7 protein-coding genes and 1 pseudogene are annotated in these 15,042 nt (G+C 45.1%); 5 read left to right on the plus strand and 3 right to left on the minus strand.

Translation table 11 applies throughout. The features are described from left to right. The 3 genes and pseudogenes from KT99_RS13825 to KT99_RS13835 all read left to right on the plus strand — a co-directional run. Positions 1-478, plus strand: a pseudogene (locus KT99_RS13825) (nucleoside monophosphate kinase); the annotation flags it as partial. Positions 479-602: 124 nt separating this feature from the next. Continuing rightward, on the plus strand, positions 603-1,598 hold the full coding sequence (gene hemH, locus KT99_RS13830) for a ferrochelatase (protein ID WP_005501154.1): 996 nt from the start codon (positions 603-605) through the stop codon (positions 1,596-1,598). Between the two features lie 224 nt (positions 1,599-1,822). Next, on the plus strand, positions 1,823-3,127 hold the full coding sequence (locus KT99_RS13835) for an inosine/guanosine kinase (protein WP_005501155.1): 1,305 nt from the start codon (positions 1,823-1,825) through the stop codon (positions 3,125-3,127). Positions 3,128-3,344: 217 nt separating this feature from the next. Here KT99_RS13835 and KT99_RS13840 read toward each other — a convergent pair whose 3' ends face one another. Then, positions 3,345-4,661 carry a dicarboxylate/amino acid:cation symporter gene (locus KT99_RS13840; protein WP_005501156.1) on the minus strand — a complete coding sequence of 439 codons (1,317 nt, stop codon included), beginning with the start codon at positions 4,659-4,661 and terminating at the stop codon, positions 3,345-3,347. 217 nt (positions 4,662-4,878) lie between these two features. On the opposite strand from KT99_RS13840, the gene KT99_RS13850 reads away from it, so the two are divergent. Then, positions 4,879-9,177, plus strand: coding sequence for a beta strand repeat-containing protein (locus tag KT99_RS13850; RefSeq protein WP_083804851.1), 4,299 nt, complete (start codon positions 4,879-4,881; stop codon positions 9,175-9,177). Positions 9,178-9,255: 78 nt separating this feature from the next. Here the strand turns inward: KT99_RS13850 and astB are convergent, their stop codons facing one another. Further along, positions 9,256-10,593 carry an N-succinylarginine dihydrolase gene (astB, locus tag KT99_RS13855; protein ID WP_005501164.1) on the minus strand — a complete coding sequence of 446 codons (1,338 nt, stop codon included), beginning with the start codon at positions 10,591-10,593 and terminating at the stop codon, positions 9,256-9,258. A 437-nt stretch (positions 10,594-11,030) separates the two neighbouring features. Between astB and topA the strand changes: the two genes are divergently transcribed. Further along, positions 11,031-13,730: a type I DNA topoisomerase gene (topA, locus tag KT99_RS13860; RefSeq protein ID WP_040572020.1), complete on the plus strand. Its 2,700-nt coding sequence runs from the start codon at positions 11,031-11,033 to the stop codon at positions 13,728-13,730. A 277-nt stretch (positions 13,731-14,007) separates the two neighbouring features. On the opposite strand, the gene KT99_RS13865 is transcribed toward topA, so the two are convergent. Continuing rightward, a complete protein-coding gene (locus KT99_RS13865; RefSeq protein ID WP_005501167.1) occupies positions 14,008-14,955 on the minus strand; it encodes an IS1595-like element ISSbe1 family transposase in 948 nt (315 codons plus the stop codon). Positions 14,956-15,042 lie beyond the last annotated feature (87 nt).

The raw sequence follows: 15,042 nt of genomic DNA on the forward strand, positions 1-15,042 counted from the left end.
ATGATGCTGTCAGTGTCTCAGATGAGCTCATCATGTTTAGTAAAGAGCGTGTCGCTCAGATGATGTGCTAAAGGTTCTGCTTGATGGGTTTCCTCGTACTATCCCACAAGCCGATGCTATGGCTGCCTGTGGCATCAATATCGATCACGTAGTAGAGATCGATGTCCCCGACGAAGATATTGTTAAGCGTATGGCTGGTCGTCGTGTTCATCCTGGTTCTGGCCGCGTTTATCATATTGTTTTCAACCAGCCAAAGGTTGAAGGTAAGGATGACGTCACTGGTGAAGACCTGGCTATTCGTCCCGATGACGAAGAGTCTACGGTACGCAAGCGTCTGGAGGTCTACCATGAGCAGACTAAACCTCTGGTAGAATATTACCGTAAGGTAGCAGCTTCTGGTCAGGCTACATACAACAAGTTTGACGGTACACAGACAGTGGCTGCAGTCAGTAAAGAGATCGTTGCCGCGATAGGTTAAAGGTATCTGATCTTTATCAGTATATGATCTAGTTCTCATATTTTGAAAAGCTCACTTAGGTGGGCTTTTTTTATATGGTTATGAATGTTAGCCTAATTCGTATCAACATTATAAGAGAGTAATTTTGAGCAAAACTACCCCAGCATTCGGTGTGCTTCTGGTTAACTTAGGCACACCCGATACACCCACGACAAAAGATGTACGTTCATTTCTAAAGCAGTTCTTGAGTGATCCAAGAGTCGTTGACCTTAACCCCCTTATTTGGAAGCCTATTCTCAACGGCGTCATACTTAATTTTCGCCCGTCTAAGGTGGCAAAACTCTACCAGTCTATTTGGTGGGATGAAGGATCGCCCTTGATGGTGGTGAGTCAACGTCAGAGAGAGCTACTTGCGGGCATGTTAGCGCAAGTGTACGGGCAAAGCATACCCGTCGAGTTGGGTATGACCTACGGTAACCCTTCACTGGCTCTGGGTCTGGATAAGCTCAAGTCTCAAGGGGTCGAACGAATTATTGTTCTGCCTCTTTACCCTCAATACTCATGCTCGACTGTTGCGGCTGTTTCAGATGCCATTGCCACTGAGTACAAGGGATGGAGAGAAGTTCCTGAAACCCGTATAAACAAAGAATATTATCAACACCCTGGCTATATTTTGGCCCTGGCCAGTTCGGTAAAAGCTCATTGGGAGCGACATGGCCAAGCCGACAAACTATTGATGTCGTTTCATGGGATCCCAGTCAGATATGTGACCGAAGGCGATCCTTATCAAGGGCATTGCGAGAAAACCTCTGAACTCTTGGCCAAAGCGTTGGGGTTAAACCGTGACCAATGGCAGCTTTGTTATCAGTCAATATTTGGCAAAGAGGAGTGGCTTACACCACAGACCGACAAGACCTTGACCTCTTTACCGACTCAAGGGGTGAAGTCAGTGGATATTATCAGCCCGGCTTTTGCGGCAGACTGTCTGGAAACACTCGAAGAGCTTTCTATTGGTGGCAAAGAGAGGTTCATTGCCGCGGGCGGGGAGAGATATGAGTTTATTCCTTGTCTCAATACTGATCCCGCTCATATAGCGCTGTTAGTGGAATTGGTGAAGCAGCAGAGTCAAGGTTGGTGCTAACTTTGTGTTAGAAGTGAGCAATCTGCATTTGACGCTCAACATCGGTCTCTGAAAAGGACAAAATACGTCACTAGATACTGACGTATATCACTGCGTGTGGTAGGATCTGCGGCCATTTATATTGGCCATTATTTGATAGGGCCAATTGTTTTGCACTATATTGCCATTATGGCTGATTTAATTTAATCGGCCTCCAGTATGTTGCCAAAGGTTGAGAGCACACAATGAAGTTTCCAGGTCAACGAAAGTCCAAACACTATTTCCCTGTCCAAAACCGTGACCCGCTATTGGCTCAGCTCACTCAGCAACCGCTTCGTTTTCCTACTTATATCACCGGGATCGATCAAACCTTGGTAGACATAGAAGCTAAGGTAACCGATGAACTACTCGAACGATATAAACTTCCCAAAGGCAACTCGACGCTGATTGATGATGTCAATGCTCACGCCTTGTATTCAGAATTGAAGCAGCATGATTTAATCAGTGGTGAATTCGCCGGTGGCACCATAGGTAATACGGTGCACAACTATTCGATTCTTGCCGATGACAGATCTGTCTTGTTTGGCGTAATGAGTAATAATATCGAAGTCGGTAGCTACGCCTATCGTTATCTGTGTAACACTTCTTCGAAAGTCGACCTTAACTATCTACAGCCGGTAGAAGGTGCCATAGGTCGCTGCTTCACCCTGATATCTGAGTGCGGCGAGCGTACTTTTGCTATCAGTAAGGGGTCGATGGATAAGTTAACCCCAGAATATATAGATAAAGACCTGGTTCAAGGAGCGTCGGCGCTGGTGTTAACGGCTTACTTGATGAGAGCCAGCGGCGGCGATCCTATGACCGAGGCGGCATTAACAGCAATAGGATATGCCAAAGAGGTCGGGGTCCCTGTGGTACTGACGTTAGGCACTCGATTCTTGATCGAAGAAGATCCAAGCTGGTGGAGAGCATTCATCGAAGAGAATGTGACTATTCTGGCAATGAATGAGGATGAAGGCGAAGCCCTTACTGGGTTTAAAGATCCGCTTCAGGCCAGTGAAGCCGCCCTTGAACTGTGTGATATGGTATTGACCACAGCGGGTCCTATCGGACTCTATACCGCAGGCTATACCGAAAATTCAGAGAAACGTGAGACCAGTAATACCCTGTTACCCGGCTCTATTCCTGAATTTAACCGCTATGAGTTTTCGCGTCCTAAGCTTAAATCTGCCTGTGATGAGCCGATTAAGGTCTATGCTCACATCTCACCTTACATGGGCGGTCCGGAGAAGATCCGTAACACCAATGGTGCCGGTGATGGTGCACTGTCTGCACTACTGCACGATCTCGCATCGAACACCTTCCATAAGGCCAATGTGCCGGGTTCGAGCAAACACAAGCGTGATGGATTATGTTACTCCTCATTCTCACAGATCTGTAAGTATGCTAATCGCGTCGCTTATGAAGTGCTGGCACAGCACAGCCCGCGTCTTTCTCGTGGCTTGCCAGAGCGTGAAGATAGCTTAGAAGAGTCGTACTGGGAGAGATAACCCTCTTAACAAGCAAACATAAAAAAGGCGTCCAATTGGACGCCTTTTTGTGTCTGGAACACTTATGTACTCTTTCTTAAAGAGGCCAAGTGCCGACGATGCTCCCGGCATCGTTTCGGCATTTCCTACTTCCGTGTAGGTCATGGCAAGAAACTTACGTTGTGTCTGGAATATTTATGCGCTCCTTATGGAGCGCATATTTAGAGCACCTTAATGACTAGGCTTCCTGTCCCTTCACCTGGCCGCTGAAGCTACCGGCTGTCTTACCAGCTTGAGTATTGTTGAAGATTTCTTCATTGAGCGCGCCCTCAGATTTAGCGATGACCACAGTGGCAACCGTGTCGCCGGTGACATTGACTGCGGTGCGGACCATGTCGAGGAGTCTGTCGACACCTATGATCAGCCCGATGCCTTCGACAGGAAGACCGACCTGGTTAAGTACCATGGCTAACATGATAAGACCAACACCTGGCACGCCTGCGGTACCGATAGATGCAAGCGTCGCAGTAATAACGACCATGGCATAATCTGTGATGGTTAAGTCAACGCCATAAACCTGAGCGATAAATACCGTGGCAACACCTTGCATGATGGCCGTACCGTCCATGTTGATGGTTGCGCCAAGAGGCAAGGTGAATGAAGCGACTTTATTGTCGACACCCAGTCTGTGCTCCGCTGTTTCTATGGTCACTGGCAGAGTCGCATTTGAACTGGCTGTGCTAAAAGCAAACAGCTGCACATCACGCATCTTACGGATGAAGGTTAGCGGGTTTAATCCTGAGAACACTTTAAGTAAAATCGGATAGACAAGGAAGCCATGCAGCAGCAATACGCCTAAGACGACGAAGAAATATTTCACTACACTGCTGAAGGTTTCGAGACCCAAAGTGAGTGCCAGTTTTGCCATCAAGGCAAACACACCATATGGTGCAAGCTGCATGATAAGGGTAACTACACGCATGATCACTTCGTTAAGGTCGTTAAACAGCGCTGCAACACGTTTACCGCGCTCGCCGATATGAGAGATAGCAAAACCAAAAATAACCGCAAACAGGATGATTTGGAGCATGTTACCTTCACTCATCGCCTGCATTGGGTTTGTGGGGACTATATTGATGATCACTTCAGCCAGGCTTGGGGCTTCTTTGGCATTGAAGCTAAGACCCTCACTGACCATGGACGCGTTACCCGGATGGATCATGATGGCAATCAAGATTGCCATAGACAGCGCAATAGCCGTGGTGAATAGATAGAAGGCGATAGTTTTACCGCCGAGTCTGCCTAATTTCGATGGGTCACTCAATGAGCATGTGCCGCACACCAATGAAATAAACACTAAAGGCACGACCAACATTTTCAGCCCGGATACAAATACCGTGCCGATAACATGCAAGAAACCTTGGGTGATGTATTCGTCGATAAAGGTGCTTTCGGGGAAAAAGTTTCTGAGTAGCAATCCCAATAGGATACCGCCACCCATACCAATAAGAATTTTACTCGTGAGTCCGAGTTTTTTTGCTTGAGTTAAAGCCATAGTGCTTCCTGTATGATTATTGTCCTGTTCGATTTTCGATGTAAGCCTAGCAAGAAACTAAGATTGATGAAACGGTACGATAGTTAAACCTTTTCGTGATTTTAGCAGAATAAATCAAGATAGTTATGGCTAAGTAGCAGGGAAATTATGTAATGTTAGCCTATAAGTAATAAGCGTCTCGCTTAAAAATTACATACTGAGTAACAGGGAGTCTGGCATGAAGTCAGTTTACAAGTATTTTATCGTATTTTTATGGTCGTTTTTCATGGTTGCCTGTAGTGGCGGAGGAGATATAGTGGATCCGCTAGATCCCGGTTCGACACCGGATGAGGAGACTATATCGATAGTAATGGAAATATCTTCTAATACTATTACAGCAAGTTCACCGGCAATTCTTAAAGCAACCGTTGAAAGCTCAATTGCAGGCTCGGTAGCCAATAGAGTAGTGACATTCTCTTTAACAGATGAATCTTTTGGATTTTTCTCTCCAGAATCTGGAACCGTAAAGACAGATTCAAATGGAGTTGCCGAGATTGCGCTGAATACATCCACAAAACCAGGGGCCGTGACTGTAATAGCATCCATCGATAGTGGTGAGTCAACTTCCACTGGTGTGACAATGGCTGGCGATGGGGCGGTTATTGGCGGAAATATCATCCAGATTTTATTAAAAGATGCAGCGGATAATGCAATACACAATATAAGTTTCGATTCACCAGGTTATGTTCATGTCAAATATCTAGATCCATCAGGAAATCCAATTCCAAACAGGCTTGTCGCTTTTAGTTTAAATGATACAGAACTTGCATCATTTGTTCCCAATAGTGGTACAGCGCTCACTAATAATGAAGGTCTTGCAAAAATAAAAATAATCGCTGCAAATAAAGAGGGTGCGGGATTTGTTGAAGTGAACATTGATGAACAAGATCCGATAATTATTAATTTTCATTCTAAAGGTGACGCTAGCATATCGGGAACTTCGAGCCTCTCAGCTTTATTAGTCGATGTAAATGGCAACAGTACTTCAAATGTCAGCGATTCAATACCTGCTTATATTGAAGTCGTTTTAGCCGATTCATCTGGGGTAGGTTTACCCAACGAAGTGATCAACTTTTCATTTAGCGATAGCTCATTAGGAAGCTTCGAACCTTTAAATGGTACTGCACTTACCGATGATAATGGTATGGCTAGAATTAAAGTGCGTTCTGCAAACGTTGAAACGGCCGCGACGGTCAATATATCTTCAGGAATTGGTCTATCGACATCTATTAGTTTCTACTTGTTGGGAGATGGCGTTGCAGTCGGCACTAATCGTGTATCGATTAAGTTATTAGATGCGGCGGGTGGCGATATTACGCAAGTGAGTAATGCGGTGCCAGCTAAGGTAGAAGCGACTTACCTTGATGTCAATGGCAATGTGCTAGTGGGTAAGGTTGCTACGTTTACAAGTACATTGGGTAATTTAGCACCAAGCTCAGGCAGTGCGTTGACCAATGCATCGGGTGTGGCAATAGTGCAGCTCAATGCGGGTGATGTAGCTGGTGCGGGTTCAGTTAAAGTGTCTATTGGCAGTTCGACTGCAAGTATTTCATTTGAAACCCTGGGTGATGAAGTCATCATTCGGCCAATTGATGCCTATACGATCACTCTAATTATTGAAGATACAGCTGGAAATGAACATAGAAACATTACGCTTACTGCACCTGGTACAGTAAAATCTATTTTGCTTAAAAATGGAATACCGGTCTCAAATGAAGTCGTTAATTTTTCCTTAATAGGTGAAGGGGCGATAAATCCAACCTCAGGTAATGCTTTAACGGACGCTAACGGTATTGCGAAAGTCACATTGTTGACCGGTACCGTTGAGGGAGCAGGTACTGCTGAAGTCTCGTTCGCATTAGGAACGGATAACATTTCTGAGACTTTTAACTATAGTGTGGCTGGTGATGCCCCTGGTGGTGATGGTGAGAATAATTTATTAGCGATCACATTATTAGATTTAAGCGGAAATCAAACTTCAAATATAAGCCAGGCTAGCCCGGGTAAAGTTCAAGTATTTTTGTCTGATAGAGATGGCAACCCAATTGCTCAACGATTAGTATCATTTACTAGCTCTTTAGGTGAGTTCTTGCCTTCTATTGGTACATCATTAACAGACAGTGCAGGTAAAGCCGAATTATTAATTACAGCAGGTACTGTTGGAGGTGCAGCGACAGTTAATGCTAATTATGGCTCTACCGTTGCGTCATTAAGCTTTGTGACTGCGGGAGATGATATTGACCCTGTAGCGGCAGACCCTTCAATTAGTTTTGAAATTTATGATTGCAATGGGGTTGCAGGCTTCGACAAAGCATTGAAGAACTTTGAGCTTTGTCCTGTCACAGATAATATCACTAATCAGCGTCCTGGTATTTTAGGGGTAACGGTAAAGCTCGAAGGTTCTAATCAACCTCTCAAACAAGTTTTAGTCAGTGCGGGTACCACCCTTGGTGCAATTAGCCCTAACTCTGCCACTGCTATTACTAATGCGGATGGCAAAGCTGTTTTAGATCTTTATTCAAATGGAGATGTGGGTGCTGGTGAAGTGTCTTTGAGAGTGAAGCAAGTTACTTCTACCAAAGCATTTGAAATAGGCCGGGTAGATATTAGCCTTGACATTTCAACTTATATCGGCTCAGGTACATTGCCTGCTGGTGGTTCAACTGTAATTGAAGTGACAGTAAAAGATTCAAGTGGACTAATAGAAACTAGTCAGCCGTTTACGCTTGAATTTACGTCACAGTGTATGGCCGCAGGATCCTCTGTAATTGATTCTCCGGTAGTGACCAATGCTGGTAAAGGTTTTGCTACCTATAGAAGTATTAACTGCCAAGGGACTGATACTGTAACAGTATCAGCGATTACTGGTGCTTCGACTGTTAATGCAACAGCAGATATTACCGTTAGCCCCGTTCAGGTAGGTGCAATTGAGTTTGTCAGTGCTGCACCGACAGAGCTAGCAATAAAGGTATCTGGTGGCTTAAGTGGTACAGGGTCTCGTTCTGAAACATCACTCGTTTCATTTAAATTATTAAATGAGGTAGGACAAGCGGCAGGATCTGAACGGGTTTGTTTCGAACTATCAACTGATGTTGGAGGAATGACGTTAACGCCAGCGCCATTAGCTGATGATTATGTTAATTGTCCAAATTTCCCTAAATCGGGAGATTCCGAATATCCATCAGATATCAGTGAACCAAATAAGTATGCAGTTGCTTACTCTAATGCAAATGGCGACGTGGCAGTCACCGTGCGTTCGGGCACAGTGTCTACACCCGTGAAGGTCTTTGCGGTATGGCAAGACAGTGCTGATATAAGTAATCCTATAGTCGCAAATGTGTCAGATAGTTTAACGGTCACCACAGGTCTGGCGGATTTCAATAGCTTTAGTCTTTCATCTACCGTATTAAATGTTGAAGGTTGGGAGCATGATGGCGAATCTGCATTAATTACTATCCGTTCTGCAGATCACTTCAATAACCCAGTTCCAGCGGGTACGGTTATCAACTTTAGAACTGAGGGTGGCAATGTTGCCGGAAGTTGTCAAACAGTTGATAAAACTGGAACTTGTACTCTTGATTGGACGAGTCAAAATCCTCGCCCATTCGAGGATACCATTGTTACCTGTCCTGCCGGGTTTGACGGTTCAACGACACCACCTTGTATTGGAAGTACTTTAGCTAATTACACAGATGGTACCGGTTTTGTCATTGCAGAGCCTAGCCCGGGTCGAACAACTATAACGGCTTATGCAATAGGTGAAGAGAGCTTTGTCGATTTGAACGGCAATGGTCAATATGATTTCGGTGAGGGTTGGACCGATTTGACAGAGGCCTTTACTGACCACAATGAAGATGGAGAATATCGTGGTGTTTCTATTCCAGCAGGGGCAGTCGAGGAAGAATTTATCGATTATAATAGTAATGGTAGCTTTGATGATGAAGACGGTTTCTATACTGGCTTGTTGTGTGCGACGTCCTCTTCAGCAAACTGTACTCAAACTGGAATTGATAACTCTCAAGCGCAGCTAAATGTATTTAGAAACCTGACCCTAGTGATGTCTGGTTCTACGCCATATGGCCGACTCGTTGATATTGATGATGCTGGCAATATCATACCTGTCACTGAAATTGATTTAACAGTTAATTTGGTCGATGATGATAGTGATCCAACGACACCTGAAGTAGACCAGAGATTATCATCAAAAACTATTTATTTGTTCCTATCGGATTTAAATAACAACACATTGTCGAATGGTACGACAATCACCGCAAGAACCGATAATGGTGATTTATCAAGCTCTACTCAGTCATATACAATTGGCAACAATAGTTCTAACAAACCACTGATATTCGCATTCTCAGTTAGTCGAGAATCGACTCCAAATAAAAAATCCTCGGGGTTGTTATCGATTACTGTTACTACTAAGTATGGTGATCCTGTAACCTTTTCGGTCAATGTTAGAGATGATGGTTAGTTAGCAGGTTAACAAACAAAATGCCGCTATTAAGCGGCATTTTTTATGGGACTATATAAAAACAGCTGTGGCTGCAATTTACTTCTGGAACTGGTAAACACTGCCCAAATTCATCAACTGGGTCAGCTCATCCAGTGCGGTACGAGACTCGATAAGCACCTGTGGGTCGGCTAGGTCTTCGACGCTGAGGCGATCGCGGTAGTGCTTGTCTATCCAGTTATTTAGCTCACTGAATAACACATCATTCATTAAGGTATGCTGATTAACGGCAGCTACTTCGGTGTCATTCATGGCGACACGTAGTCTCAGACAAGCCGGACCGCCACCATTTTGCATGCTTTGCTTCACATCGAAGTAATGCACTTGCTTGATTGGGGTGCCAAGGGTGACCACTTCCTGAAGATAAGCGTGCACCGCTTCATTCTCCTGACAGTTTGTCGGCGCGATAATCGCCATCTCACCGGAGGGCAGCGTGATGATCTGCGTGTTAAACAGATAAGTCTTCACCGCATCTTGAATGGCAACTTTATTTGTGGGTACTTCGATGAAGTGCAGTGGTGAGTCACCAAACTTCTGTTTTATTTCAGCTAGTTTGTTCTTTGTATCTAAGTATGCCTGCTGGTGATAGAAGAGCACATTTTGGTTACCGACGGCGATCACATCATTATGAAACACGCCTTGATCGATCACATCCGGGTTCTGTGAGATATAAACCGTGTTGTTATCATCGAGTTGATGCAAGCGAGCGATGGCCTGAGAGGCTTCTAATGTCTGTCTTGCCGGGTATTTTGTCGGCTTAGGAGCCGCTGGATTGGTCGCTTGCTGGCCATAGACAAATAACTCTATACCCGGTTTGCCGTACTCTCTGCAGAGACGGGTATGGTTCGCCGCGCCTTCATCACCAAAACTGGCGTGCTCAGGCAGATGTTGATGATGGCTGAAATGCTTATCGTTATTGAATGTCGCCGCCAGGATATTACCCGTAGTGATAGGTTCTATGCTGCGGTGCAACTTGTCGACAAGATTTGCTGGCGTGAAATGCAGCTTGCCATCACGACAATCGGCACTGGGTGAGACTGTTGCCGCATTCGCGGTCCACATGCTCGATGCACTACAACAGGCACGTAACAAAGCTGGAGCCTGTTTGGCGGCTTTATTTAATACTTCGGCGTCAGAGCCTGTAAAACCAATTCTGCGCAGCGTATGAAGGTCTGGGCGCTCTTGAGGGGCTAACATGCCCTGAACCATACCCATATCGGCGAGTGCTTTGGCTTTTTTTAATCCTTGCTTGGCTGCGGCTCTTGGATTTGAAACGGCGGCTGCATTACTCAGTGATGCCACATTACCAAAGGAGAGGCCCGCGTAATTGTGGGTCGGTCCAACAAGACCATCGAAATTAGCTTCAAAATGCTTCATTAGTTTTCCTTAAGTTAGGGTAGCGATCCCTTTTATTAGTTAATCACTGGTTTTATTTTTTTGCTTCATCCATGAAATTGGCTGCTGGTGTTGCCAGTCACGTCAGATCCACTAGAGTTAAGCTAATATGTGATGTGAGGCTGAAATGAGCTCAGTATACTTAAGCTTCAATTGTTCACAAGTGAGGCGAAATGGGCTAAGTTTGTGATATTTGCATCGAAATGCAGATGAATTCCTTGCTAGATGACTAATAATGGAATATAAATTTTTAATTAAGCATTTATTTCTTTCACACTTTTTTTAGAAATAGTTCCAAAATGGTTAAAAATGGCTCACCAGTACAAAAAAAAGAGGGATTAGCTTGAAAAAATCGAGACAAACCTCTATATATGGAGCCAAATTACAGTATTTTGAGACTTTTTGGCGCAGATCATTCTATGGGTAAATCGCTAGTTATTGTCGAATCACCGGCCAAAGCCAAGACTATTAATAAATATCTCGGCAAAGATTACATTGTTAAATCGAGCGTAGGTCACGTAAGAGACTTACCAACATCATCCAGTCCTGATTCTAAAGTGGCGACTAAAACGCCGGCAGAAGTTCGGAAAATGGCTCCGGAAGAGAAAGCCATCTATAAGAGCAGGAAAGCGAAACAAGCGCTTGTTGCTCGTATGGGAGTAGACCCTGAGAACGGCTGGAAAGCCAAGTATCAGATACTCCCAGGTAAAGAGAAAGTGGTTAAAGAGCTGCAGGCGTTAGCCGCGAAGGCTGACAAAATCTATCTCGCGACCGATTTGGATAGAGAGGGAGAGGCAATTGCGTGGCACTTGCAGGAGATCATAGGTGGAGATGAGTCCCGTTTTCAGCGCGTCGTCTTCAACGAGATCACTAAGACTGCTATTCAAGACGCATTTAGCAAACCCGCACATTTAGATACCAATATGGTCAATGCCCAGCAAGCTCGTCGATTCCTCGACCGCATCGTAGGCTTTATGGTATCACCTCTACTATGGAAGAAAGTCGCTCGTGGATTATCCGCCGGTCGAGTTCAGTCTGTGGCAACGCGTTTAGTGGTTGATAAAGAAGGCGAGATTAAGGCTTTCGTTCCCGAAGAGTTTTGGGATATTCATGCGCAATTGAATACCCAGACTAATGATCTGCTTAACATGCAGGTGGTTAAGTTTCAGGACAAGGCATTTAATCCTGTCAATGAGCAGCAAACCCTAGAAGCGGTTTCAGTTCTGTCTCAGTCAAGCTTCGTGGTTGCTGCTCGTGATGACAGAGCGACTCAGAGCAAGCCTTCGGCACCGTATATCACATCGACCCTGCAACAAGCGGCGAGTACCCGTTTGGGCTTTGGGGTCAAGAAGACCATGATGATGGCTCAACGTCTCTACGAAGCGGGTCATATTACCTATATGCGTACCGACTCGACCAATTTGAGTCAGGAAGCCTTAGATAATGTGCGCGAGATGATCGCTAAAGAGTTTGGCGATAAGTACCTGCCAGATGCACCTATTCGTTACGGCAGTAAAGACGGGGCGCAAGAGGCTCACGAAGCCATTCGTCCATCAAATGTCAAAGTGCAGGCAGCTTTGATGAATGACATGGAGAGAGACGCACAGCGCTTGTATGAGCTGATTTGGCGTCAGTTTGTCTCCTGTCAGATGACTCCTGCAAAATATGATGCGACTCGTTTAACGGTTAAGTCCGGTGAGTATGAACTCAAAGCGACTGGTCGTACGCTACGTTTCGACGGTTGGACTCGAGTTCAAATTAGCATTAAGAAAAAAAATGAGGAAGACAATACGCTGCCTCATGTTGATCAGGGCGATAAGCTAGATCTTAAAGAGTTGGATCCCAAGCAGCATTTTACTAAGCCGCCAGCGAGATACAGTGAAGCGTCTCTGGTTAAAGAGCTTGAAAAACGTGGTATCGGTCGTCCATCAACCTATGCGACGATTATTTCGACTATTCAGGACCGTGGGTATGTGCGCGTTGAAAGTCGTCGTTTCTATGCAGAAAAGATGGGTGAGATAGTCAGTGAAAGTTTGGTTGGCAGCTTCAAGGAGCTAATGAGCTATGACTTTACCGCGGGTATGGAACAGACACTTGATGATGTCGCCAAGGGCGAACTCGAGTGGAAAGCAGTGCTTGATGGCTTCTATAAAGATCTCACTAAGCAGATAGAACAGGCCGAGCTGCCACCGGAAGAGGGCGGAATGCGTCCGAACGAAATGGTACTTACCGACAATATCAAGTGTCCAACTTGTGAGCGTCCTATGGGGATCCGCACTGGCACCACAGGTGTGTTCCTCGGTTGTTCCGGCTATGCCTTACCGCCGAAAGAGCGCTGTAAGACCACCATGAATCTGACTCCTGGCGCAGAAGCCGTGAGTGAGAACAGTGAAGATGTTGAAACAGATGCGTTACGTGCTAAGCATCGTTGTGATATCTGTGGTACTGCCATGGACAGCTATCTTATCGATGAGACTCGTAAGCTACACGTTTGTGGTAATAACCCGATATGTGCTGGTCATGAGGTCGAACTCGGTCAATTCAAGATTAAGGGTTATGAAGGCCCCATTATTGAGTGTGATCGCTGTGGCAATGACATGGAACTCAAGAATGGTCGTTTCGGAAAGTACTTCGGTTGTACTAACAGCGAGTGTAAGAATACCCGTAAGCTGTTAAAGAGCGGTGAAGCTGCACCTCCTAAGGAGGATCCGATTCATCTCCCTGAGCTTAAGTGTACTAAGTCTGATGGTTACTTCGTGCTTAGAGATGGTGCCGCAGGGATATTTATGGCTGCCAGTACTTTCCCTAAATCACGTGAAACTCGCGCGCCATTAGTGGAAGAGTTGGTGAAGTATCGTGAGCTATTATGGCCTAAGTATGCCTATCTTGCCGATGCACCAGTTAAAGACGGTGATGGTAATAAGGCATCGGTTCGCTTTAGCCGTAAGACGAAGGAGCAATACGTTGCTACCGATGTCGATGGTAAGGCAACGGGCTGGATCTCTAAGTTTATCGACGGTAAATGGGTGACAGAGGCGAAGAAGAAAGCCAAGCCAAAAGCGAAAGCGACTACGGCAACTAAAGCTAAGCCCAAAGCGGCTGCAAAGACTAAAGCATAGAGCAGAATACTTCAGTACATATTAGACAATAAAAAGCCTCGATTTATCGAGGCTTTTTATTGTCTGCTGTTTACGAGACTCGAGTTAGAATCTCAGAGTGGTAAGTTTTAAGTGATAAGTGATAAGTGTGATATGACCCGGTAAAGTGGACACGGGGTCACGTTTGAAGTTTGAGTTGAGTCTTTAGTATTCGCCGTCATCCTGAACTTGTTTCAGGATCCAGCTTGAATGCTTGAGGGTATAGGGGGAGCTAGAGGTGGTTTATCAGCTTACCTGATTACCCATGAGGCTCAGCCATCTTTAACAGTCTATATGGCATAGGTGGCGTTCTAACTGCCACACTCATAAATCGTGGCAATAATTCAGTTAGATTAAAACGCCGATTGAACCGATAACAAAACTCGCCAAGATATCGCGGTAGATGCTCGGCGCTAATCGAGTGGTAAGCACCGTGCAGGGACATTTTAACATTACCTATCATTGTATTGACCCAACGAAAAGCTTCAATCTCTACACAACTCGCCCCTCCTCCAGTAATAAGACTAACGTGAGCACAGTGGGACTTTGTCACTGCTCGAAAACACGCCAATCCGTCCGATACTACAGTGCACCCATCTGATAGATGCATATCTGCCCAGTTCTTTATTTCTTGGGTCTTAAAACCATTCACAACATTCATATTCATGTGTAATGGCTGGCCATCATCGGTCAACGATATGGCTACTACGAAAGGTGTTTTGTTGCTGGAACCTCTTCCCGGTTTACCTCCATGCTGTTCGCCACCCCAATACACATCATCGAGCTGGACTATGCCAGATAGTGGCTTAGTATCATCACGTTCCTTCATGACCTGCATGATTTTTTGCTTTACTTTCCAGGCAGTGTTGTACGAAACGCCAATTTGCCTTTTTAACGCTAATGCTGATAAACCAGTCTTTGATTGTGTTATCAGATAGATGGCAATAAACCACGTTTGCAATGGAAGTTTAGTACTGGCAAAAATCGTATTGCTGGTCAGAGAAGTTTGGTGGTGACAATGATTGCATTGATAAAGTTTTCTGCTTTTTAACGAGCAGTATTTTGAAGACCCACAATCCGGGCATTGAAAGCCATGTGGCCACTTCCAGTTGAACAAGGCGGCGGAGCATTGTTCTTCTGAGCCGTAGTTTTTAAATAGCTCAATTAAGCTATACCCTTTTTGGAACTGCACTTTGTTTTTGGCCATTTTGCACCTCAAACACAACTGGGATTACTTACAGTATAACAATGGCTGACGATAGTGGGTAATCAGGTCAGCTTAAGACAAAAAATC

This window comes from Shewanella benthica KT99 (assembly GCF_000172075.1).
Taxonomy (GTDB): Bacteria; Pseudomonadota; Gammaproteobacteria; order Enterobacterales; family Shewanellaceae; genus Shewanella; species Shewanella benthica_A.